This window comes from Belnapia sp. AC561 (assembly GCF_979252845.1).
Genome location: NZ_CEEDBP010000019.1, coordinates 13944 through 35256, shown reverse-complemented (window position 1 = coordinate 35256; position 21313 = coordinate 13944). Strand labels below are relative to the sequence as shown.

Sequence of the window (21313 nt, the reverse complement as noted above, 5' to 3'; positions counted from 1 at the left end):
CATGCCGCGGCGCGACGGCGGGCCCGGGGGTGGCGCGGACCGGCCGGCTGCGCGCCATCCCGGACAGTGACGGGTTATTTTATTGTAATGCTCGGGTTCGGCCGGATAAATCCGGTGCGGAAGCCGTCCCTGCCTGTTGCCCGGCGTGAAGCGGGAGCGGACTTCACGGAAACGTGAACATGGGTCCTGCCAGGCAGCGGCCGGTCGCGTGCGGTGCATGGCAATCCCGCGCCACAAGTGGTTGCGCTTTTCACCGCAGCGCAGCATCTAGCTGGTCCATGGACGCCCTCGCCCCCCGCCCGAAGCCGACGATTCCGCCCGCCTTCTTCGGCGAGACGGTGACCTGGATCCATCACTGGACCGACCGGCTGTTCTCCTTCCGCTGCACGCGGGACCCGAGCTTCCGCTTCGTGGCCGGCCAATTCGCCATGATCGGCCTGATGGCCGAAGGCAAGCCGCTGGTGCGCGCCTATTCGGTGGTGAGCCCGCCCTGGGACGAGGAACTCGAATTCCTCTCGATCAAGGTGCAGAACGGGCCGCTGACCTCGCGGCTCCAGCATATCCAGCTCGGCGATACCGTGCTGATCGGCAAGAAGCCGACCGGAACCCTGCTGACCGAGAACCTGCTGCCGGGCAAGACGCTGTGGCTGCTGGCGACCGGCACCGGGCTCGCCCCCTTCATGTCGCTGATCCGCGAGCCGGATGTCTATGAGCGCTACGAGCATGTCGTGGTCGCCCATACCGTGCGGGAGGTGAAGGAACTCGCCTACCGCGACGTCATCAGCAAGGAGCTGCCCGAGCACGAGTTCCTGGGCGAGATGCTGCGCGGCAAGCTGCTGTATTACCCGAGCGTGACGCGGGAGCCCTTCCCCACCCAGGGCCGCATCACCACGCTGCTCGAATCCGGCAAGGTCTGCACCGACCTCGGCCTGCCGCCGCTCTCGGTCGAGCGGGACCGGGTGATGCTCTGCGGCTCCGAGGCGATGAATGCCGATGTGAAGGCGCTGCTGGAAGCACGGGGCTTCACCGAGGGCTCCAACAACGCGCCCGGCACCTATGTCGTCGAGAAGGCCTTCGTCACCAAATAGGGGCGGCGGCGAACCGGCTCGTTACTTCGCGGCCACAGCGGGCGGCGAATTGCGGGTGGCGGCCGGAATGATGAATTCGCTGATAGAATTTGGTAATTTGCGCCGGCGCATTGTACCGCCTCGTTAACGCCTTCCCGGGCCGGATGTCCGGGGGCATGGGCGACCTGACGCTGCCGCTCCGACGGCATCCCGGGCGGCGGCGGCCTGCCTTCCGCCGGGCCGGGCGGGCCGCAGGGGTTTCCGTTGCGAAAACCGGCGCGGACCTGACCCTCGGCGAAGGTTTCTTGCGCCCAGATAAACTCGTTGTCATTTTCTTAATAGTTGAGTAGCGCTGCGACCTTCCGGAGATTGCGTTGCAGGGGGGAAACCAGATCGTCAGGGATCGCGTGATCCAGCCGGCCAAGGCCCCCCGGGATGACGTGAACCCGGTGCCATACGGCCGGGAGAAGGGCAGGAAATGAGCGCATATACTGCATCGCCGCAAGCCGCGGACAAGACGCGACCGATGACCAAGGAAGAGCGGAAGGTCATCATCGCATCTTCGCTCGGCACGGTCTTCGAATGGTACGACTTCTATCTGTTCGGCTCGCTGGCCGTGGTGATCGGGGCGAATTTCTTCAACCCGCTCGGCGCCGATGGCCAGCCGATGTTCAACGAGGCGACGCGCAACATCTTCGCGCTGCTGGCCTTCGCTGCCGGCTTCCTGGTGCGGCCCTTCGGCGCCCTGGTCTTCGGCCGGCTCGGCGACCTCGTCGGGCGTAAGTATACCTTCCTTGTCACCATCCTGATCATGGGCGGTTCGACCTTCGTCGTCGGCATCCTGCCGACCTCGGCGGATATCGGCATCTCGGCCGCGGTCATCCTCATTGTCCTGCGCATGCTGCAGGGCCTGGCGCTGGGCGGCGAATACGGCGGTGCGGCGACCTATGTGGCCGAGCATGCGCCGCATGGCCGGCGCGGCTTCTACACCAGCTTCATCCAGATCACCGCGACGGCCGGCCTGTTCCTGTCGCTGCTGGTGATCCTCTTCACCCAGCTCGCGGTCGGGCCGGATGCCTTCAAGGCCTGGGGCTGGCGCATTCCCTTCCTGCTCTCGGTGCTGCTGCTTGGCATCTCGGTCTGGATCCGTCTCCAGATGGAGGAAAGCCCGGCCTTCGTGAAGATGAAGGCGGAAGGCACCGGCTCCAAGGCGCCGATCGGCGAGGCCTTCGGCCAGTGGAAGAACGCCAAGATCGCCCTGCTGGCGCTGATCGGCCTGACCATGGGCCAGGCGGTGGTCTGGTATACCGGTCAGTTCTACGCGCTGTTCTTCATGGGCAGCGTGCTGAAGGTGGATGGCTTCACCACCAACATGCTGATCGCCTGGTCGCTGCTGCTGGGCTCGGGCGGCTTCGTGCTGTTCGGCTGGCTGTCCGACAAGATCGGCCGCAAGCCGATCATCCTCGGCGGCTGCCTGCTGGCGGCGCTGACCTACTTCCCGCTGTTCAAGCTGATGAGCGCGGAGGCCAATCCGGCGCTGCACAAGGCGCATTCCGAGATCTCGGTGCAGGTGATCGCGGACAAGTCCACCTGCTCCTTCCAGTTCAACCCGACCGGCACGGCGAAATTCACCCAGCCCTGCGACCTGGCCAAGGCGGCGCTGGCCCGCGCCTCGGTCAACTACACGGTCGAGGAGGCCCCGGCCGGGACCGTCGCCGGCGTCCGCATCCAGGGCGCCGCGCCGATCATGGCGGACTCGCCGACCTTCGCGCGGGACCTGGGCACGGCACTGACGGCGGCGGGCTATCCGGCGGCGTCCAACCCCTCGGTCGTGAAGATGGCGAGCCCCTTCGACATCTTCCGCGAGCAGCCGGCGGTGCTGATCGGCATCCTGACGATCCTGGTGATCTACGTGACCATGGTCTACGGGCCGATCGCCGCGGCGCTGGTCGAGCTGTTTCCGACCCGCATCCGCTATACCTCCATGTCGCTGCCCTACCACATTGGCAACGGCTGGTTCGGCGGGCTGCTGCCGGCGACCTCCTTCGCCATGATCGCCCAGACCGGCGATGTCTATTACGGGCTCTGGTACCCCATCGTCATTGCGCTCATCACCGTGGTGGTCGGTGCGCTCTTCGTGCCGGAGACCAAGAACGTCGACATCTTCTCCGAGGATGGCGCCGGCTCCGCCCGTCGCTGAACCGCGGCGGGTCCGAAAGGGCGCCAGGGGCAACCCTGGCGCCTTTTTTGTGTGGGGCGACGCTTGCCGCCGGCCGGCGGCCTTGCGAGCCTGCGGCCAAGAAATCACGGGGAGCGACAGCATGACGGGCTATGACGCCACCTATGCGGCCTGGCGGGCCGACCCGGAACAGTACTGGCGCGATGCGGCGAAGGGCATCGACTGGGACCGCGCGCCGGAGCGGATCTTCGATGCCGACGCCGGGGTCTATGGCCGCTGGTTCCCCGATGCCCGGCTGAACACCTGCCACAATGCGGTGGACCGGCATGTGGCGGCCGGGCGCGGCGGGCAGCCCGCCATCATCTACGACAGCCCGATCACCGGCCGGGCCGCGACGCTGACCTATGCGCAACTGCTGGAGCGGGTCTCGAAGCTGGCCGGGGCGCTGGCGGCGCTGGGCGTCGGCCCGGGCGACCGGGTGGTGATCTACCTGCCGATGGTGCCTGAGGCGCCGGTGGCGATGCTGGCCTGCGCCCGGCTCGGCGCGGCGCATTCGGTGGTCTTCGGCGGCTTCGCCGCGGCGGAGCTGGCGGCACGAATCGCCGATGCGCAGCCGAAGGTCGTCGTCAGCGCCTCCTGCGGGATCGAGCCCGGGCGCGTCGTCGCCTACAAGCCGCTGCTGGATGCGGCGATCGCGCTCTCCCCGCACAAGCCGCTGGGCTGCCTGATCCTGCAGCGGCCGGAGCTGGCCTGTGACCTGATCCCCGGGCGCGACCAGGACCTGCTGGCGGCGGAGGCGGCGGCCAAGCCGCACCCCTGCGTACCGGTCGCGGCGACGGACCCGCTGTATATCCTCTATACCAGCGGCACGACGGGCAAGCCGAAGGGCATCGTGCGCGACAACGGCGGCCATGCCGTGGCGCTGCACAACTCCATGGGCATGCTCTATGGCGTCGGGCCGGGCGAGGTGATGTTCACCGCCTCCGACGTCGGCTGGGTCGTCGGGCATTCCTACATCGTCTATGCGCCGCTGCTGATCGGGGCGACGACCGTGCTGTACGAGGGCAAGCCGGTGGGGACGCCGGATGCCGGCGCCTTCTGGCGGGTCTGCGCCGAGCACCGGGTGAAGGTCTTCTTCACCGCGCCCACCGCCATCCGCGCCATCAAGCGGGAGGATGCCGAGGGCAGGCTGTTTGCCGCCTACGACCTCTCACGGCTGGAGGCGCTGTTCCTGGCGGGAGAGCGCTGCGACCCGCCGACCGCGGAATGGGCGGCGGCGCTGCTGGGCAAGCCGGTGATCGACCACTGGTGGCAGACCGAGACGGGCTGGCCCATCACCGGCAACTTCCGCGGGATGGGGCTGTTCCCGGCGCGCTTCGGCAGCGGCGGCAAGCCCTCCCCCGGCTATGAGGTCGCGGCGCTGGACGAGGCGGGGCAGCCGCTGCCGGCCGGGCAGACCGGGACCCTGGCGATCCGCCTGCCCATGCCGCCGGGCTGCCTGCCGACCCTGTGGCATGCCGACGACCGCTGCCGGGAGGCCTATCTCGAGGCCTTTCCGGGTTGGTACAATACCTCGGACGCCGGGGTGGTGGATGCCGATGGCTATGTCTCCGTCATGTCCCGCACCGACGACATCATCAACGTCGCCGGCCACCGGCTGAGCACCGGGGCGATGGAGGAGGTGCTGGCGGCGCATCCGGATGTGGCGGAATGCGCGGTGGTGGGGGTGAAGGACAGCCTGAAGGGCCAGCTGCCGCTCGGGCTGGTGGTGGTCAAGGCGGGGATCACCAAGACCGAGGCCGAGCTGGCGCGCGAGCTGGTCGCCATGGTCCGCGAGAGGATCGGGCCGGTCGCCGCCTTCAAGGATGCCCGGATCGTCTCCCGCCTGCCGAAGACCCGCAGCGGCAAGATCCTGCGGGCGACGCTCCGGAAGATCGCCGATGGCGAGGATTACGTGGTGCCGCCGACGATCGACGACCCGACGATCCTGGAGGAGATGCAGGGGACCCTGGCGGCGGCGATGAAGTAGGGAAGGAAGGTTGGGGAGAAGGTATTCTCCCCAAGCCCCTCATCTGTCTTTCTGAGCAAGAAAAAGGGCAACCGGGATTTTGGGAGGGCGTTGGCGAGGCTGCAGCAGACAGGGCCAAGCCATGAGCGACAAGAAACCCGGCAAGCCGGCCACCGATCCGACCCCGGCGGACAACGAGGACGACCGCGCCGCGGGCACCATCGACAACCCGGTCTCCCCCGGCGAGGTCCAGCCCGGCGAGATGGGCGAAGCCGCCGCCGCCCGCGGCGGCCCCGTCGACATCACCCCGACCCGCAAGCACCCCCTGCGCGACGAATAGAAATAGATGAGGGTTTGGGAGAATACCTTCTCCCAACCTTTCTTTTTCCTAGGCCGCCGGCATCACCTGCGACAGCCGCCCGCCGAGCCGCAACGGCTCGATCCGCGTCGCCAGCCCGGTCGCGTCGTCGGTCTCGACGAAGACCCCGCAGAGCGTCGCCTCGCCCTCCGCCGGGGCCAGCTTCTCGCCCGGCATCTTGCGCCAGAAGCGCAGCGCCGCGCCGCCCTTCTGCATGCCGATGACGCTGTCGTAGTCGCCGCACATCCCGGCATCGGACTGGAAGGCGGTGCCGCCGGGCAGGATCTGGTGGTCGGCGGTGGGCACATGGGTATGGGTGCCGACGACCAGGCTCACCAGCCCGTCGAAGCTGTGGCCGAAGGCGCATTTCTCGCTGCTGGCCTCGGCATGGATGTCGAGCACGGAGGCCTGGATGGTGCCGCCGAGCCGGTGCTTCTGGATCTCGGCCTGCACCGCGCGGAAGGGGTCGTCCAGAGGGTCCATGAAGAGCCGGCCCATGACCTGCATGACCAGGGCCTTCCGGTTGCCGGGGACATCCACCACCACGGCGCCGCGGCCGGGGGTGCCGGGCGGGAAATTCGCCGGCCGCAGGATCCGCGGCTCCTGCTCCATGTAGGGGATGATCTCCTTGCGGTCCCAGCTATGGTTGCCGAGGGTGATCACATCGGCCCCGGCGGCGAGGAAGGCCCGCGCCATGTCGGGCGCCAGGCCGAAGCCATGGCTGGCATTCTCGCCGTTGACGATGACCAGGTCGGCGCGGAGCCTGGATTTCAGGCCCGGCAGGGCCGTGGTCAGCGCATCCCGGCCGGAGCGGCCGACGACATCGCCGAGGAAAAGAATTCTCAACCGATCAGGCCCCGCATGTGATCACACCCTGTTCCGTCGCCACCTGCCGCAGGCGGAAGTCCAGCGGCCCGGCCGGCACCTCGGCCGCTTCCTGGGCGGCATAGCCGACGCCCATTGCCACGGCATGGGGCAGCCTGGCCAGGGTGCGGTCGTAATAGCCGCCGCCGTAGCCGAGCCGGCGGCCGGCGCGGTCGAAGGCCAGCAGCGGGACCAGCAGCCAGTCGGGGTCCAGCTCCTCCCCGGCGGCAGGCTGGCGGGTGCCCATGGGGCCGGCCGCGAGCGGGTCGCCCCAGGCCCAGCGGCGGAAGCGCAGCGGCTGGCCGCGCTTCGGCGTCACCGGCAGCAGCAGCGGATGGCCGCGGGACTCGAGCGCCTGGAGCAGCGGGCGGATGTCGATCTCCTGGCCCATCGGCCAGAAGCCCGCGACCACGGCCCCGGGCGGCGGCGGCGCCTCGGCCAACAGGCGGGTGGCGAGTTGGGTGCCGAGCGCGGGGTCGCAGGCGGCGCGGCGGGCGAGCGCGGCACGGCGGGCCTCGGCCTTCAGCCCGGCCAGCAGCTCGGCGCAGAAGGCGGTGTCGTCTGAGTGCGGAGCCACCATGGCCGTCGGTGCCTTATCCTCCCAAGGCCTGCGTGAGCAGGTGGGCACCGGGTATCCGGACCAAGATCCGGACAGAGCCAGCTCCCGGAGGATGCTTATTGGCCCTGGGGATAAATGACCTGACGCACCGGGCAGCCCCGCGCCGCTGATATAGGGGGCGGCGAAGCCCGGGGCTAGGGGTGGAGGCCAGGGGTATGGTGGCTAGGGTGCGGCATCCAGGGACTGGGTATCCAGGGACTGGGCGAGGCCCTCGATCCGTTCGGCGATGCGGGCCAGGCGCTCGGCCAGCTGCGGGTCGACCGGCACGGCGCCGGGGTTGGCGGATCGCAGCCGGGCGACCTCGCCGCGCAGGTCGCCGCCCTCGTCGGCCAGCAGCAGCGCGACATGCAGCAGCATGCGGGCTTCGGAGAATTGCCCGCCCATCCCGCGGATGAGCTTCACCTTCTCCTCGATCTGCGCGGCCAGGGCGGAGACGTGCTGCTCCTCGCCATCCTTGCAGCCGATGGTATGGCCATAGCCATTGACCCGGACGGTAACCTGCCCCACGCGATGCTCCCTTAATCCGGTTCGCCGGGATTGGTGTCGGGGGCGCGCAATTCCTCGGACAGGGCGGCGCGCAGCCGGGCGATGGTGGCATCGAGCCGTTCCGCCATGGCGGCAACCTCGGCCCGGGGGACCGCATCGGCCTCCTCGGCCAGTGCCCGCGGGCGGGCGACCGCCGCGGCGAGGCGCTCCACCGCGGCCTCCAGCCGTGCCGCCGCCGCTGCCACAGGATCCCTTGCGCCGTCGCTCATGCCGCTCCTGCCAGATGGTGGTGGCCGGAAAGCGCGCTGGACGCCCCCGTTCCGGCATGCTGGAAGCCTTCGCATGAGCGCCGGAGCGGGTCAACGGCCAGCGGATCGAGACGGCGGAATCAGCCCGGCGGTGGTGGTGCATGCGCCGGCGGAGGCCGCGCTGGCGCTGGAACTGGCCGGGCCGGCCGGGGTGGTGCTGCTTTCCGCCTCCGGTGCGGCGGGCAGCCTGGGGCCGGCCTGGTTCCTGGCGCTGGCCGCCGCCGCGGCGGCGGCCCGGCCGGGGGTGCCGCATCTGGCGGTGCTGGATTGCGCGGATGCGCCGGGGCATGCCCTGGCGGCGATCCGGGCCGGGCTGCGGGCGGTGGTGCTGGCCCCCTGCCCCGCCTTCGCCGCCGTCGCCGGCGCCGCGGCGGAATGCGGGGCGGCGGTCTGGCCAACCCGGCCGCCGGCGCTCGACCTCGGCCGGCTCGACCTCGGCAAGCCGGGGGGGCGGGCCAAGCTGGCGGGATGGTTACGGCGGGCCGGGTGACAAGCCGCAACCCCCGCGCTACAGGACGCCATCCGCCAAGAACCGGCTGCAAAGGGCATCCCATGAAACTGTCGCGCAAGGTCAAGGAAATCCTCTCCTGGTACGAGAGCGACAATCCGGGGACCAAGGGCAACCTGTCCCGCATCCTGATGGAAGGTAAGCTGGGCGGCACCGGCCGCATGGTCATCCTGCCGGTCGACCAGGGCTTCGAGCATGGCCCGGCCCGCAGCTTCGCGCCGAATCCGGCCGCCTATGACCCGCGCTACCACTTCGAGCTGGCGATCGAGGCCGGGCTGAACGCCTATGCCGCGCCGCTCGGCATGATCGAGGCGGGTGCCAGCACCTATGCCGGCGCCATCCCGACCATCCTGAAGGTGAACAGCAGCAACAGCCTGTCCACCACCAAGGACCAGGCCGTCACCGGCACCGTCTCCGACGCGCTGCGCCTCGGCTGCGCCGCCATCGGCTTCACCATCTACCCGGGCTCCGAGTACCAGTTCGAGATGATGGAGGAGCTGCGCGAGCTCGCCGCCGAGGCCAAGGCCGCCGGCCTCGCCGTGGTGGTCTGGTCCTATCCGCGCGGCCCGAACCTCGACAAGGTCGCCGAGACCGCGCTCGATATCTGCGCCTATGCGGCGCATATGGCGGCGCTCTGCGGCGCGCATATCATCAAGGTGAAGCCGCCGACCGAGGCGATCAGCTTCGAGGCGGCGAAGAAGACCTACGAGAAGTCGCCGGTGCCGAACCTGGGCGAGCTCTCGGGCCGGATCACCCATATCGTGCAGGCCTGCTTCGGCGGCCGCCGGCTGGTGGTCTTCTCGGGCGGCGAATCCGGCACGGTCGAGAGCATGATGAACATGGCGCGCGGCATCCATGCCGGCGGCGGCAATGGCTCCATCATCGGCCGCAACACCTTCCAGCGGCCGAAGGCGGAGGCGCTGCAGCTGCTCTCCGACATCATCAACATCTACCGCGGCCCCGTGGCCTGAGACCTGGCCTGAGCCGAGGCTGATCCCGGCGCAGCCCGAAAGGGCTGCGCCGGACCTTTTTCTACCCCAGCAGCTTCGGCACGCTGGACAGCAGCAGCACCGCGCCGGAGACGGCGAGCAGCCCCAGCACGATGCGCTGGAACCCGATGTCGCCCAGCATCTGATAGGCCCGGGCGCCGAGCAGCGCCGAGGCGATGACGATCGGCACCATCAGCGGAAACAGCCAGGCCGCCTGGGCGGAGATCGTCCCGGTCAGCAGGTAGCCGGTCATCGTCGTGACATGCATGGTCAGGAAGACCAGCTGGAAGACGCTGCGCTGGGTCATCCGGTCCCAGCCGCGCAGCACGCACCACAGCGTCGGGATCGGCCCCGGCAACCCGCCGATGCCGCCCATGATGCCGCCGAGCGCGCCGGCGACGCCATCGGCCAGCTTCCCGCCATGGGAGACGCGCGGCAGCTTCGTCGCCAGCAGCATCGCCGGGCACCAGACCAGCAGCAGCAGCCCGAGCCCGGCCTGGAAGATCTGCGGATTGACCCGCGGCAGCAGCACCACGCCGAGCGGCACGCCGACCAGCCCGCCCAGGATGAAGGGGATGGCCCGGGGGATCGCCGAGAGCTTCAGCGACCGCATCCCCATGCCCTGGCCGATGATCGAGCAGAAGACCACCAGCGGCCCGGCCACCGAAGGCTCCAGCGTCCAGGACCAAAAGGCCATGGCGACCAGGCCGAAGGCGAAGCCCGACATGCCCTGGACGAAGCCGGCCACGGCGGCCCCCAGCAGGATAACCGCCATTCCCAATGTCACGCGCCCCGCCCCTGCCATGTCAGTGGCCCGGGTTTTCGCGCGAGGGGCCGCGGGATACAACCGGGGCAAGGCTGACAACGAGGAAACCCAAAGCATGTCCGAACCGCGCCGCTTCAAGGTCGGCTACCTCTCCTACGTGCCGCATCCCTCCTTCCTGGAGACGCTGGCGCGGCATCCGGAGGTGGAGGTGGTCCGCATCCCGCTCGACCAGCCGGAGGCGGCGGTGCTGGCCGGGCTGCAGGGGGTGGATGCCTATTACTGCATGGCCTCCCGCGACGAGCTGCCGAAGCCCTTCCACGTCAGCGCGGCGCTGCTGGCGAAGCTGCCGCGGCTGCTGATGGTGGGCAGCACCGGTGCCGGCTACGACCCGATCGACCCCCTCGCCTGCACCGCCGCCGGCGTGCTGCTGGTGAACCAGGCCGGCGGCAATGCCGAGGGCGTGGCGGAACATGCGGTCGGGATGATGCTGGCGCTGCTGAAGCGGATGCCGGAGGCCCAGGCGGCGATGCGGGCCGGGAAGGCGAAGGACCGCAATGCGCTGATGGGCCGGGAGCTGCGCGGGCGGACGGTCGGGCTGGTCGGCATCGGCAACGTCGGGACGCGCGTCGCGGAGATCGTCCGCCTCGCCTTCTCCTGCCCGGTGCTGGCCTGCGACCCTTACGTGGATGCGGCGACGGTCGCGGCGCGCGGCGCCCGCAAGGTGGAGATGCCGGAGCTGCTGGCCGAGAGCGACGTGGTCAGCCTGCACCTGCCGCTGGCGCCCGACAGCCGCGGGCTGATGAATGCCGGCAGCTTCGCCCGGATGCGGAAGGGCGCGATCTTCGTCACCACCGCGCGCGGCAACATCCACGAGGAGCCGGCGCTGCAGGAGGCGCTGGCCTCCGGCCATATCGCCGCCGCCGGCCTCGACGTCTGGGAACAGGAGCCGCCGCCGCCCTCGCATCCGCTGCTGAACATGGACAACGTCATCGTGACGCAGCACACCGCCGGCGTGACGCATGAGAGCCGCAGCAACATCACGACGATCGCGGCGCTGGCCTTCGTCGATGCGGCGAACGGGCGGCTGCCGCCGCGGGTGATCAATCCGGAGGTGATTGGTCGCTTCGCGGCGCGCTACGAGGCGGCCTTCGGGCGGAAGCTGGCGGTCTAGTTCAGGGCGTCATCCACGGGCCCCGGCCCGTGGATCGGGCGGCGGTGGCGCGGTTCAGGCCAGGCTGTCCCAGGCCCAGGGGCGGGCGGCGCGGTCCTTCGCCTGCCATGCCAGGATCTCCGCCTCCCGCTGCTTGGTCAGGGCGATGTCGTCCAGGCCTTCCGCCAGCGCCTGCTTCTTCCGCGCGTCGATGGCGAAGGGCACCGCCTCGCCCCAGGGGGTCACCACCTCCTGCCGCTCGAGGTCGACGGTGACGCGGGCATTGCCGGGGCTGGCCTCCATGGCCTCGGCGATGCGGCGGATCAGGTCCAGCGGCAGGCGGACCGGCAGCAGGCCGTTCTGGAAGCAGTTGTTGTGGAAGATGTCGCCGAAGCTGGGCGCGATGACGCAGCGGATGCCCATGCCCATCAGCGCCCAGACCGCGCCTTCGCGGGAGGAGCCGCAGCCGAAATTCTCGCCCGCCAGCAGGATCGGCGCGCCGGCGAAGGGCGGCTGGTCCAGCGGGAAGTCGGGCCGGCCGCGGAAGCGCTCGAAGCCGAAGGGGCCGAGGCCCTCCCGCGTCGAGCCGACCAGGCGCTGCACCGGGATGATCATGTCGGTATCGACGTTGGCCCAGATCAGCGGCGCGGCGAGGCCGGTGACGGTGGTGAAGGGCTGCATCACGGGCGCCTCGGATCGGTGATGGCGCCGGCCAGCGCCGCGGCGGCGGCCATGGCGGGGCTGGCCAGGTGGGTGCGGGCGCCGGTGCCCTGGCGGCCGACGAAGTTGCGGTTGCTGGTGGAGACGCTGCGGGCGCCGGGCGGCACCGTCTCCCCGTTGGCGGCGACGCAGAGCGAGCAGCCGGGCTCCCGCCATTCGAAGCCGGCAGCGAGGAATGCGCGGTGCAGCCCCTCGGCCTCGGCCTCGCGCTTCACCGTCTCGGAGCCCGGGACGACCCAGGCGGTGACATGCGGCGCGACCCGGCGGCCGCGCAGCATGGCGGCGGCGTCGCGCAGGTCCGACAGCCGGCTATTGGTGCAGGAGCCGATGAAGACCCAGTCGACCCTGGTGCCCTCGATCGGGCGGCCGGCTTCCAGGCCCATGTAGTCCAGCGCGGCGCGGTCGGCGGCGCTGGCGGGGGCCGGGATGCGGCCGGTGATGGGCAGCACCTGCTCCGGGCTGGTTCCCCAGGTGACCTGGGGGGCGATCTCGGCGGCCTCGATCCGATGGTCGGCGTCGAAGGCGGCGTCGGGGTCGCTGGGCAGGCGACGCCAGTCGGCCAGGGCGGCGTCCCAGGCGGCGCCCTTGGGGGCGAAGCGGCGGCCGGCGAGGTACTCGTAGGTGGTGTTGTCGGGGGCGATGAGCCCCATCTTGGCGCCCAGCTCGATCGAGAGGTTGCAGAGGGTCAGCCGTGCCTCCAGCGGCAGGGCGCGGACCGCGGCGCCGGCGTATTCCACCGCGAAGCCGGTGCCGCCGGCGGTGCCGAAGCGGCCGATGGCGTGCAGGATCATGTCCTTTGCCGTCACGCCGGGCGGCAGGGTGCCCTCGAAGCGGATGCGCATGGCGCGCGGGCGGCGCTGCATCAGGGTCTGGGTCGCCAGCACGTGGCTGAGCTCGCTGGCGCCGATGCCGAAGGCCAGCGCGCCGACGCCGCCATTGGTGCAGGTATGGCTGTCGCCGCAGACCAGCGTCGTGCCGGGCAGCACGATGGCGAGCTCGGGCGCCATGACATGGACGATGCCGCTGCCGGGCTGGCCGAGGTCGAAGAGGCGGATGCCGGTTTCGCGGGCGCGCTGCCGCAGGCCGGCGAGCGGCGCGGCGCCTACCGGAAAAGTCTCGCCGGTGCGGCCGGGGGCGGTGGAGATGGCGTGGTCGGGGGTGGCGAAGACCAGGTCGGGCCGGGCCAGGGCATGGCCGGCGGCGGCGACCTCGGCCAGCGCCCGGGCGCCGGAAAGGTCGTGCAGCAGCACGCGGTCGATGTGCAGCAGGGACCAGCCCTCGCCGAGGTCGGCGACGACATGCGGGTCCCAGAGCTTGGCGAAAAGGGTCTTGGTCATCCGACCATAATCCGCCTGCCCGGCCTTGCGAGGCAAGGCTCACGGGGGCAGCATCGCCGCAATCGCGAGGGGTTGGGGTCATGGTGGATCTGGTCATCACCGGGGATTGCGTGGTCACGCCGCATGCCATCGGGCCGGCGGATGTGGCGATCGCGGGCGGCAAGGTGGTGGCGGTCGCCGCGCCGGGCGCCTTCCCGATCTCGGCCGGGGCGCGGCTGATCGATGCCCGCGGCAAGATCGTGATGCCGGGGGGCATCGACCCGCATACCCATTGCCTCTGGCCGGTGGTGGTGCCGGACGGCACGCCGACCCTGACCCAGGGGCCCTCGGTGGTGGGCAAGGCGGCGCTGTTCGGCGGCACCACCACCATCATCGACTTCACCCGCTGGATGCATGGCAAGACCATCATGGGCGCCATCGAGGAGCGGATGGCCGACTGGACCGCCGATGGCTGCCCCTGCGACTGGGCGCTGCACACCATGGTGGAGGGCGACCTGCCGCCCGAGATTCCTGGGCAGCTCGCCGAGGCGATCGCCGCCGGGCATCCGACGGTGAAGATCTTCACCACCGACATCACGCCATCGCGGAAAGGCCGCATGGTCGATTTCGGCGACATCTGGGAGGTCTTCCAGGTGCTGGCGAAGCACGGCGGGCTCGGCGTCATCCATGCCGAGGACAACGACATCGTCATGCACATGTACGCCAAGCTGTTCCGCGAGAATCGCGCCGGCTTCGAGAACATGGCCGAGGTGCACAACACGCTGTCCGAGGACCTCTCCTTCCGCCGCGTGCTGCGACTGGCCGAGCAGGTGCCGGGCACCGCGCTCTATATGCTGCATGTCTCGGCGGCGAATGGCGTGCAGGCGATCCGCGAGGCGCGGGCGAAGAACCAGCCGGTCTATGGCGAGAGCCTGCACCAGTACATGCTGTACACGTCCGAGGACTACAAGCGGCCGAACGGGCAGATGTACCACACCTATCCCTCGCTGAAGTCGCAGGCGGACCAGGATGCACTGTGGCGCGGGGCGATGGATGGCAGCATCAACTGCGTGGCGACGGATGAGCTGTGCTGCTCCCTCGCGGTGAAGACGCAGGGCAACAGGATCGACGACACGACGGGCGGCAATTCCGGCGTCGAGCCGCGCGTGGCGGTGATGTATTCCGAGATGGTGGGCAAGCGCGGCTTCACCCTGCGGCAGTTTGTCGATGCGGTCTCGACCAATGCGGCGAAGGTGATGGGGATGTATCCGCGGAAGGGCGCCATCGCGCCTGGGGCGGATGCCGATATCTGCATCCTCGACCCGGCGCTCAAGCGCACCGTGCGGGCCGAGGTGATGCACGAGGCCGACTACAGCCCCTGGGAAGGCCGCACCGTCGATGCCTGGCCGGCGATGACCATCCTGCGCGGCAAGATCATGGTCGAGGGCGACAAGTGGCTGGGCGACGGGAAGGATGGGCAATGGATCCATCGCAACATCCCGGCCGAGATCAGGGCCGGCGCGGCGCTTTGACGCCACCGGAACTCCGCGACCTGCTGGCGGATGCGCTGGCGCTCTGGGAGGTATCGGGGCGCGTGGCGGTGGTGGATGGCGGCGTGGCGCTGCGCGCGCCGGATGGGACGCCGCTGCGGGTGGTGGCCGCGGAGGCCGTGGACCGGCCGATCCGCTGGTGGGTGGAGAAGCCGGGGCAGCGGCGGCCCTGCACCTCGGTCGTCGGGCTGCTGCGGACGCTCCGCAATGCGGTGGGCGCCGGCGACGGCGAGGCGCGGCGGCTGCGGGTGGCGATGCCGTGATCCCGGTCTCGGTGGTGACGGGCTTCCTCGGCGCGGGGAAGACCACCCTGCTGCGGCGGGTACTGGGCGACCCGGACTGGGCGAACAGCGCGGTCATCGTCAACGAGTTCGGCGAGGTGCCGCTGGACCACGAGCTGCTGGCGGCGAGCGAGGAGGTGCTGGTCAATGTCTCGACGGGCTGCCTCTGCTGCGTGGTGCGCTCCGACCTGACCGCCACCCTGATGGACCTGCTGCGGCAGCGCGCGGCGGGCACGGTGCCGCCCTATGCACGGGTGCTGATCGAGACCTCCGGCCTGGCCGATCCGGCGCCGATCCTGCACGCGCTGATGACCGACGAGGCAGTGGCGGCGACGCACCGGCTGCAATCCGTCGTCACCCTGGTGGATGCGTTGCATGGCGCGGGCACCCTGGCGCGGCACCCGGAGGCGCAGCGCCAGGCGATGCTGGCCGACCGCATCCTGCTGACCAAGCCGGACCTTGGCGGCGATACCGCGGCGCTGGAGGCGGCGCTCCGCGGCCACAACCCGGCGGCGCCGATCCGCGCCGCGGTGCAGGGCGCGGTCGAGCCGGACTGGCTCTTCGCCGCCGGCACCCTGCCGGAATTCCTCGATGCCAGCGCGAAGCACAGCGCCGGGGTCGCCGGCATCACCCTCGAGCGTGAGGCGCCGATCCCGGCCCTGGCGCTGACCTTGTGGATGCAGGCGCTGGCGGAACATGCCGGCGCCCGGCTGCTGCGGCTGAAGGGGCTGGTGGCCCTGGCCGAGGATCCCGGGCGGCCGGTGGTGGTGCATGCCATCCAGCATGTGGTGCATGCGCTGGAATGGCTGGAGGAGTGGCCCAGCGCCGATACCCGCAGCCGTATCGTGCTAATCGGCCAGGGCATCCCGCGCCACCTGCCGGCACGGCTGCTGGCGGCGATCGAGGCGGAGGTGCGGGACGCCGAGGGTCGTTCGGGGGGCGGCTAGGCCGCCGCGGTCCGGGGCGGGCTGAAGCGGATGGTGGCGCGGACGCCGCCCGGCTCGAAGCGCAGCTCCACCCCGGCGCCGGCGCCGAGGTCCCGGGCCAGGGCGCGTTCCAGCAGCCGCATGCCGAAGCCGCGCCGCGTCGGCGGCCCGGTCACCGGCGGGCCGCCGGCTTCGACCCAGTCCAGCGCCACCTCGCCCTCCGGCCCCATCCGGCATTCCACCGTGACCCGGCCCTGCGGGGTCGAGAGCGCGCCGTATTTCAGCGCATTGGTTGCCAGCTCATGCAGCGCCAGGGCCAGGGTCTGGGCCTGCGCCGGGGAGAGCGGCTGGCTCGGCGCCAGCGCCGTCAGGCTGGAAAGGTCGATGCGCGCCGCCGCGGTATCGTCGCCGCGCCAGGGGGCCAGCGCGGCCTGGACGACATCCTGCAGCGCCGCATCCTCCCAGGAGATGGCGGTCAGCATGTCATGCGCCCGGGCCAGGGCGCGGAGCCGGCCATCGAGGTCGGCGCCGATCTGCGCCGAATCGCCGCCGGGATGGCCGCGCAGGGTCTGCGCCGCCACCGCCTGGACGGTGGCCAGGACATTCTTGACCCGGTGGTTCAGCTCGGCGACGACCAGGCGGCGGTGGCGCTCGCTGCGGCTGCGCTCCTCCAGCGCGAAGGCGAAGGCGGCGGCGAGCTCGTCGGCGTCGCGCAGGCCGGTGCGCAGGCCGCTGCGGTCGGGCGGGCCCTGGCCCTCGACCAGACGGGTCAGGCTCTGGAAGGCCGCGACGGTGCGGCGTGCCACCAGCAGGGCGAGGCCGAGGGCCAGGGCGGTGACCAGGGTGCCGAAGCCGATGATGCGGAAAAGCGCGGCGCGGAGTGGCCCCTGGAATTCGGCATCCGGGATGGTCCGCACGGCGATGAAGCCGCTGTTCGCCGCATGGGTGAAGGCGACCATGGCCGGCACCCCTTCCCGCGTGGTGCTGGCGAGGAGGACGCCTTCGCGGTTGGCGGCGATGCGGTCCTGCATCTCCGGCCGCATCGGCTGGCCGGTCAGGCGGCCGTCGTTGCGGCTGCGCGCGACGATGCGGCCGGCGCGGTCGGTGATGGCGCCGGTCCAGCCGGGGCCATCGGGAATGCCCTGTTCCGCCAGCACGCGGGCGAAGCTGCTGGGCGGCAGCGCGAAGCCGATGACGGCGGTGACGCGGCGGGCAGCGGCATCGGGGCCGGGTGACGCGGGATCGGGCGGGGCGAAGACCGGTACCGCGACGGCGACCGAGGCCCGGCCGCTCGCCACGCCGAGGAAGAGGTCGCTGACCTGTGGCTGGCCGGTTCGCAGCGCAAGCTGTGCCGCCTCCACGGCGCGGGGCGGCGGCGGGCGCGCGCCGGGCGGCCAGGCGGTCAGCAGGACGATGTCGCCCGCCTGGTTCACCAGGGTGATGGCGGCGCCGTCGTACTGGGCGGAGACGGCGCGCATCTCGCGCTCGAAGCTGGCCAGGTCGCCGGCGGCCAGGGCGGAGGAAACGGCGAGGCTGGCGGAGACCGCCTTCGCCAGGTCGAATTCCCGCTCCATCGCCACCGCCAGGACCCGGGCCTGCACCAGCAGCGTCTCCTCCGCCCGGGCCCGGGCATCCGCATAGGCGAGCCAGACGATGCCGGAGGCGAGGCAGAGCAGGGGCACCGCGATGGCGGCGGCCAGCAGCAGCAGGCGCGAGGCCAGGGAGCTGGAGGGCGAGATCCGGTCCGCCGGCCGGGGCGGCGGGGTCGGGCTGCGCCCATCGGCCGGAGGGGCTGGGCTATCGCAGCGCTCTACAGACATTGGCGCCCAGTCTAGCGCGATCCGGGTCGCTTGGCATCCGGCGAAGACAGCGGTCCGAACCGCCGGGTCAGGCCAGGGCTTCGCAGCGCAATTCGAAGCGGCATTCGGGATGCCCCTGGGCGGCGCAGGCGACTTCCCGGCAGGCCGGCTGGCCCGACGGCTGGCCCGACCGGCCGGCGGCTTCCAGGATGTAGCGCATGCCGCCGGCGAAGCTGCCCTCGAACATGAAGCAGACCGGGCGGCCGGTGGCTGGCCCATAGCCGAGCGCGAAGGCGGAGTGGCGGACGGTGACGGCGGCGGTGCCGGCCGTCTCGTCGAGCGACGCGATGTCGATCTGGCCATAGCCGCGCTGCGCCAGGCGCCTCAGGTAGTGGCGGAAGGTCTCGACCGGGGCGAGGCCATGCGTCCTCGCCTCCGCCCGGCACCACTGCAGGGCCGAGAGGTCGCTGGAGGCATAGAGGATCTCGCGGTAGGCGGCGGGGCCGATGGCGGCCTCGATGCCCTTCTGCATGTTCACCAGGAAATGCCGCGGCAGGTAGATCATCGGCAGCCCATCGGTGGTCCAGATGCCGGTCTCGGGATCGACCTCGATGGGGACTTGCGGCTGGGCCATGGCATTCTCCTGCGGCAGCACGGCATGCTGGGCGGCGGCCGGGCGGGGCGCAAGCCGGCACGCCCCAGGGCGGCAGCAGGGGGGGACAGGTGCATGGAATTCTTCGGCCAGCCGGCAGCGCGGGAGGCGCGCCCCTTCAGCCGGGCGGTGAAGGCCCATGGCATGGTCTGGGTTTCCGGCCATTCGGCGCCGCATGACCCGGCCCGCGGCCTCCACCGCGGCGCGACGCCGGCCGAGGAGGTGCGGAATGCGCTGGGCTTCATCGCCGGGCTGCTGGCGGAGGCGGGCAGCGGGCTCGACCGGGTGGTGCAGGTGACGATGCTGATCAGCGACCGGGCCGACTACGCCGCCTGCAACGCCGAATACGTGAAGCACTTCCCGGGCGGGCTGCCGGCGCGGCATACCGCGCTGTTCGGCGTGCCGACCGAGGCGCGGGTCGGCTTCGCCTGCGTGGCCCTGGCGGATTAATCCGAAGGGTCCGCTGCCAGGGCTTCCCGGATGCCGCGCATCCAGGCGCCGGCGCCGGCCGAGAGCATGCCGATATCCGTCTGCGTGCTCATGAACTGCGAGCCCTGGCGGATGGCGGCGGCCTGGGCCCTGGGGTCGCGGTTGCCGCCCATGCCGAAATACCTGCCATGCCTGCGGCAGGCGTCCTGCACCCGGGCGACGGCGGCCAGCAGCTCCGGGTCGGCGTATTGGCCGGGCTGGCCCATGTCGATCAGCAGGTCGTTCAGCCCGACATAGATCACGTCGATCCCCGGCACCGCGGCGATCTCCTCGATATTCGCCACGCCTTCCCGCGCCTCGATCATGCAGACGAGGAGCGTCGCGGCATCGATCGCCGGCAGGGCTTCCCCCGGCGGCAGGCTGCGGTAGTCGAAGAAGGGATAGGCGCCGGTGACGCTGCGGCGGCCGAGCGGGGCGAAGCGCACGGTGCGCACCGCCTGCTTCGCCTCGGCGGCGGTATTCACGTCCGGGTAGATGATGCCGGTCATGCCATTGTCGAGCAGCGCCTGCACGTCCTGGTCGTGCACGCCGCGGACGCGGACCATGGGGGCGATGCCGATGGCGAGCGCCGCCTGGGCGAGATGGCCCAGGGTCTCCAGGGTGAAGAGCCCGTGCTGCACCTCAAGGAAGAGGAAGTCGTAGCCCTGCGCCTTGGCGATGCGGGCGATCTCGGCGGAGCGGACGATATGCACCGCGAGGCCGAGCGCGGCGCCGCCTTCGGCGAGCTTGCGCTTCACCGGATTGTCGAGGGTGATGGCCATGGCGTCCTCCGCGTTGCGCGGCCGGGCATAGGCGGAACGGTGTATCCCCGCAATCAGGCGGCGACCGAGAGGCCGCGGACCTGGTGCTTCTCGATCAGCCTGGCGACGAGGCCGGAGGACTTGGCCTCGGCCACGAAGTCGCGGAGGAAGGCGGCGCCGGCGGGGTTGGTGCGGGCGGTGCCGATGGCCTGCTGCACGGCGGCGAATCGGCCATCCAGGATGCGGGCACCGGGCAGCCGGGCGGCATCGGCGAGCAGCCCCGGCCGCAGCCCGGCGAAGACCTCCATCCGCTGCTCGACGAAGGCCTGGAAGGCGGGGCCGCCGCCGCCGGCGATGGGCACCAGCGTCGCCGCGCGGAGATTGCGCTCGAGCCAGAGCGCATAGGCGGCGCCGGCGCTGACGGCGATGCGGATGCCGGGCCGGTCCACCTGGTCCATCGCGGTGATGGGCGAGCCGGGCGGGACGAGATAGGTGGCCTCGATCTCGCAATAGGCCGGGCTGAAGGCGATGCGCTCGGCTCGCTGCGGCTCGGCGCCGACCAGGCCGATGTCCCAGGCGCCGGTGCCGCCGGCGGCCGCGAGCAGGGCGGGGCTGTCGTAGGGCACCAGCCGCAGCGGCACGCCGAGCCGGGCGGCGATGGCGCGGGCCATGTCGGGGGCGACGCCATCCGGTTCGCCCTGCGCGGTGCGGCCGGTGACGAGCAGGGCATTCCGCATGTTGAGCCCGGCGCGGAGGGTGCCACCGGGGGCGAGTTCGGCCCGTGCCTCGGCGGGCGTGGCGGCCATGACGCGACCCGCGGGGGCAAGGGCGGCGGTGGCCAGCAGCAAGCGTCGCGTCACCATGGTTCCGCTCCTTGGTTTCCGTGCGAGCATGCCGGCCGATGGCCCGGCACGGGAAGCCCCTGCCCCACATCCGGCGCGGCCCGTGATAGGCTGCCACCGGCTTCGAGGAGATGCACGATGTCTGAGGCAAAGCTGGCACCCAACCTGCCCGAGTGGATGGTGACCCATGCGAACCGCTACCTGGAGAGCGGGGGCACCGAGGGGCACATGTATACCGTCACCCCGCCCGGCTATGCGGAGATGGTGGTCCCTGCCCTGCTGCTGACCACCACCGGGCGGAAGTCGGGCGAGCGGTTCATCTTCCCGCTGTTCTACGGCGCGGTCGGGGATGGCTACGTCATCGTTGCCTCCAAGGGCGGCGCGCCGGATCATCCCGGCTGGTACAAGAACATCGAGGCCAACCCCGAGGTCGAGGTGCAGGTCGGCACCCGAAAGACCAAGGCGCGGGCGCGGACCGTGACCGGCGAGGAGCGCGCCCGGCTCTGGCAGCAGGCGCTGGAATTCTGGCCACCCTATGCGGATTACCAGCGGAAGACGGAGCGGGAGATCCCGGTGGTCGTGCTGGAGCCGATCGCCTGACCCCAGGGCCGGTCCAGGCGCCTGCATGGACGATGGTCGGTCGACCTGCCTAGTATTCCCTCGAAGCGAGACGCCAGAACGACGCATCGAAACGAG

Annotated in this window: 23 protein-coding genes and 1 other RNA gene; 12 read left to right on the top strand and 12 right to left on the bottom strand. The window is 71.1% G+C overall.

The features are described 5' to 3' along the window. Positions 1–278: 278 nt before the first annotated feature. The 4 genes from AC0IW9_RS16490 (at position 279) to AC0IW9_RS16475 (ending at position 5594) form a co-directional block, all read left to right on the top strand. Positions 279–1088: a ferredoxin--NADP reductase gene (locus AC0IW9_RS16490; protein ID WP_471649369.1), complete on the top strand. Its 810-nt coding sequence runs from the start codon at positions 279–281 to the stop codon at positions 1086–1088. A gap of 505 nt (positions 1089–1593) precedes the next feature. Continuing rightward, complete coding sequence (locus AC0IW9_RS16485) at positions 1594–3267, top strand: MFS transporter (protein ID WP_471649368.1); 1674 nt, start codon at positions 1594–1596, stop codon at positions 3265–3267. A 121-nt stretch (positions 3268–3388) separates the two neighbouring features. Further along, complete coding sequence (locus AC0IW9_RS16480) at positions 3389–5275, top strand: AMP-binding protein (RefSeq protein WP_471649367.1); 1887 nt, start codon at positions 3389–3391, stop codon at positions 5273–5275. A gap of 121 nt (positions 5276–5396) precedes the next feature. Next, on the top strand, positions 5397–5594 hold the full coding sequence (locus AC0IW9_RS16475; RefSeq protein WP_471649366.1) for a hypothetical protein: 198 nt from the start codon (positions 5397–5399) through the stop codon (positions 5592–5594). Positions 5595–5642: 48 nt separating this feature from the next. On the opposite strand, the gene AC0IW9_RS16470 is transcribed toward AC0IW9_RS16475, so the two are convergent. The 5 genes from AC0IW9_RS16470 to AC0IW9_RS16450 all read right to left on the bottom strand — a co-directional run bounded on the left by AC0IW9_RS16470 (position 5643) and on the right by AC0IW9_RS16450 (position 7850). Then, positions 5643–6458 carry a TIGR00282 family metallophosphoesterase gene (locus tag AC0IW9_RS16470; protein WP_471649365.1) on the bottom strand — a complete coding sequence of 272 codons (816 nt, stop codon included), beginning with the start codon at positions 6456–6458 and terminating at the stop codon, positions 5643–5645. Positions 6459–6462: 4 nt separating this feature from the next. Further along, positions 6463–7056 (bottom strand): 5-formyltetrahydrofolate cyclo-ligase, encoded by a 594-nt coding sequence (locus tag AC0IW9_RS16465; RefSeq protein WP_471649364.1) that lies wholly within the window; start codon positions 7054–7056, stop codon positions 6463–6465. Further along, positions 7043–7197, bottom strand: a non-coding RNA gene (gene ssrS / locus AC0IW9_RS16460) — 6S RNA. The genes AC0IW9_RS16465 and ssrS overlap by 14 nt, the downstream gene beginning before the upstream one ends. Positions 7198–7257: 60 nt before the next feature. Next, positions 7258–7602, bottom strand: a complete 345-nt coding sequence (locus tag AC0IW9_RS16455; protein ID WP_471649363.1) for a cell division protein ZapA — start codon at positions 7600–7602, stop codon at positions 7258–7260. 11 nt (positions 7603–7613) lie between these two features. After that, on the bottom strand, positions 7614–7850 hold the full coding sequence (locus AC0IW9_RS16450) for a hypothetical protein (RefSeq protein WP_471649362.1): 237 nt from the start codon (positions 7848–7850) through the stop codon (positions 7614–7616). 73 nt (positions 7851–7923) lie between these two features. On the opposite strand from AC0IW9_RS16450, the gene AC0IW9_RS16445 reads away from it, so the two are divergent. Together AC0IW9_RS16445 and AC0IW9_RS16440 are read left to right on the top strand one after the other, a co-directional pair. Next, complete coding sequence (locus AC0IW9_RS16445; protein ID WP_471649361.1) at positions 7924–8379, top strand: hypothetical protein; 456 nt, start codon at positions 7924–7926, stop codon at positions 8377–8379. Positions 8380–8441: 62 nt separating this feature from the next. Then, positions 8442–9368, top strand: a complete 927-nt coding sequence (locus tag AC0IW9_RS16440; RefSeq protein ID WP_471649360.1) for a class I fructose-bisphosphate aldolase — start codon at positions 8442–8444, stop codon at positions 9366–9368. 61 nt (positions 9369–9429) lie between these two features. Here the strand turns inward: AC0IW9_RS16440 and AC0IW9_RS16435 are convergent, their stop codons facing one another. Next, positions 9430–10161: a sulfite exporter TauE/SafE family protein gene (locus AC0IW9_RS16435; protein ID WP_471649359.1), complete on the bottom strand. Its 732-nt coding sequence runs from the start codon at positions 10159–10161 to the stop codon at positions 9430–9432. Between the two features lie 106 nt (positions 10162–10267). Between AC0IW9_RS16435 and AC0IW9_RS16430 the strand changes: the two genes are divergently transcribed. Then, positions 10268–11323: a hydroxyacid dehydrogenase gene (locus tag AC0IW9_RS16430; protein ID WP_471649358.1), complete on the top strand. Its 1056-nt coding sequence runs from the start codon at positions 10268–10270 to the stop codon at positions 11321–11323. Positions 11324–11377: 54 nt separating this feature from the next. Here the strand turns inward: AC0IW9_RS16430 and leuD are convergent, their stop codons facing one another. Continuing rightward, complete coding sequence (gene leuD / locus AC0IW9_RS16425) at positions 11378–11983, bottom strand: 3-isopropylmalate dehydratase small subunit (RefSeq protein WP_471649357.1); 606 nt, start codon at positions 11981–11983, stop codon at positions 11378–11380. Then, positions 11983–13359, bottom strand: a complete 1377-nt coding sequence (gene leuC, locus AC0IW9_RS16420) for a 3-isopropylmalate dehydratase large subunit (RefSeq protein ID WP_471649356.1) — start codon at positions 13357–13359, stop codon at positions 11983–11985. The genes leuD and leuC overlap by 1 nt, the downstream gene beginning before the upstream one ends. A gap of 80 nt (positions 13360–13439) precedes the next feature. On the opposite strand from leuC, the gene AC0IW9_RS16415 reads away from it, so the two are divergent. From AC0IW9_RS16415 to AC0IW9_RS16405, 3 genes are read left to right on the top strand one after another with little or no spacing between them, the layout of a single operon-like run. Next, positions 13440–14870, top strand: coding sequence for an amidohydrolase family protein (locus AC0IW9_RS16415; protein WP_471649355.1), 1431 nt, complete (start codon positions 13440–13442; stop codon positions 14868–14870). Beyond that, positions 14867–15151, top strand: a complete 285-nt coding sequence (locus AC0IW9_RS16410; RefSeq protein WP_471649354.1) for a hypothetical protein — start codon at positions 14867–14869, stop codon at positions 15149–15151. Before AC0IW9_RS16415 ends, AC0IW9_RS16410 begins: the two co-directional genes overlap by 4 nt. Then, positions 15148–16116 carry a CobW family GTP-binding protein gene (locus AC0IW9_RS16405; RefSeq protein ID WP_471649353.1) on the top strand — a complete coding sequence of 323 codons (969 nt, stop codon included), beginning with the start codon at positions 15148–15150 and terminating at the stop codon, positions 16114–16116. The genes AC0IW9_RS16410 and AC0IW9_RS16405 overlap by 4 nt, the downstream gene beginning before the upstream one ends. Here AC0IW9_RS16405 and AC0IW9_RS16400 read toward each other — a convergent pair. Together AC0IW9_RS16400 and AC0IW9_RS16395 are read right to left on the bottom strand one after the other, a co-directional pair. Next, positions 16113–17915 (bottom strand): sensor histidine kinase, encoded by a 1803-nt coding sequence (locus tag AC0IW9_RS16400; protein WP_471649352.1) that lies wholly within the window; start codon positions 17913–17915, stop codon positions 16113–16115. The genes AC0IW9_RS16405 and AC0IW9_RS16400 overlap by 4 nt on opposite strands. Positions 17916–17982: 67 nt before the next feature. Continuing rightward, positions 17983–18528, bottom strand: coding sequence for a DUF5943 domain-containing protein (locus AC0IW9_RS16395; RefSeq protein ID WP_471649351.1), 546 nt, complete (start codon positions 18526–18528; stop codon positions 17983–17985). 93 nt (positions 18529–18621) lie between these two features. Between AC0IW9_RS16395 and AC0IW9_RS16390 the strand changes: the two genes are divergently transcribed. After that, positions 18622–18996 carry a RidA family protein gene (locus AC0IW9_RS16390; protein WP_471649350.1) on the top strand — a complete coding sequence of 125 codons (375 nt, stop codon included), beginning with the start codon at positions 18622–18624 and terminating at the stop codon, positions 18994–18996. On the opposite strand, the gene AC0IW9_RS16385 is transcribed toward AC0IW9_RS16390, so the two are convergent. Further along, complete coding sequence (locus AC0IW9_RS16385; protein ID WP_471649349.1) at positions 18993–19796, bottom strand: HpcH/HpaI aldolase family protein; 804 nt, start codon at positions 19794–19796, stop codon at positions 18993–18995. The genes AC0IW9_RS16390 and AC0IW9_RS16385 overlap by 4 nt on opposite strands. A gap of 53 nt (positions 19797–19849) precedes the next feature. Continuing rightward, positions 19850–20638, bottom strand: coding sequence for a transporter substrate-binding domain-containing protein (locus AC0IW9_RS16380; RefSeq protein ID WP_471649348.1), 789 nt, complete (start codon positions 20636–20638; stop codon positions 19850–19852). 117 nt (positions 20639–20755) lie between these two features. Between AC0IW9_RS16380 and AC0IW9_RS16375 the strand changes: the two genes are divergently transcribed. Beyond that, positions 20756–21217: a nitroreductase family deazaflavin-dependent oxidoreductase gene (locus tag AC0IW9_RS16375; protein ID WP_471649347.1), complete on the top strand. Its 462-nt coding sequence runs from the start codon at positions 20756–20758 to the stop codon at positions 21215–21217. The last annotated feature ends 96 nt before the right edge of the window (positions 21218–21313 follow it).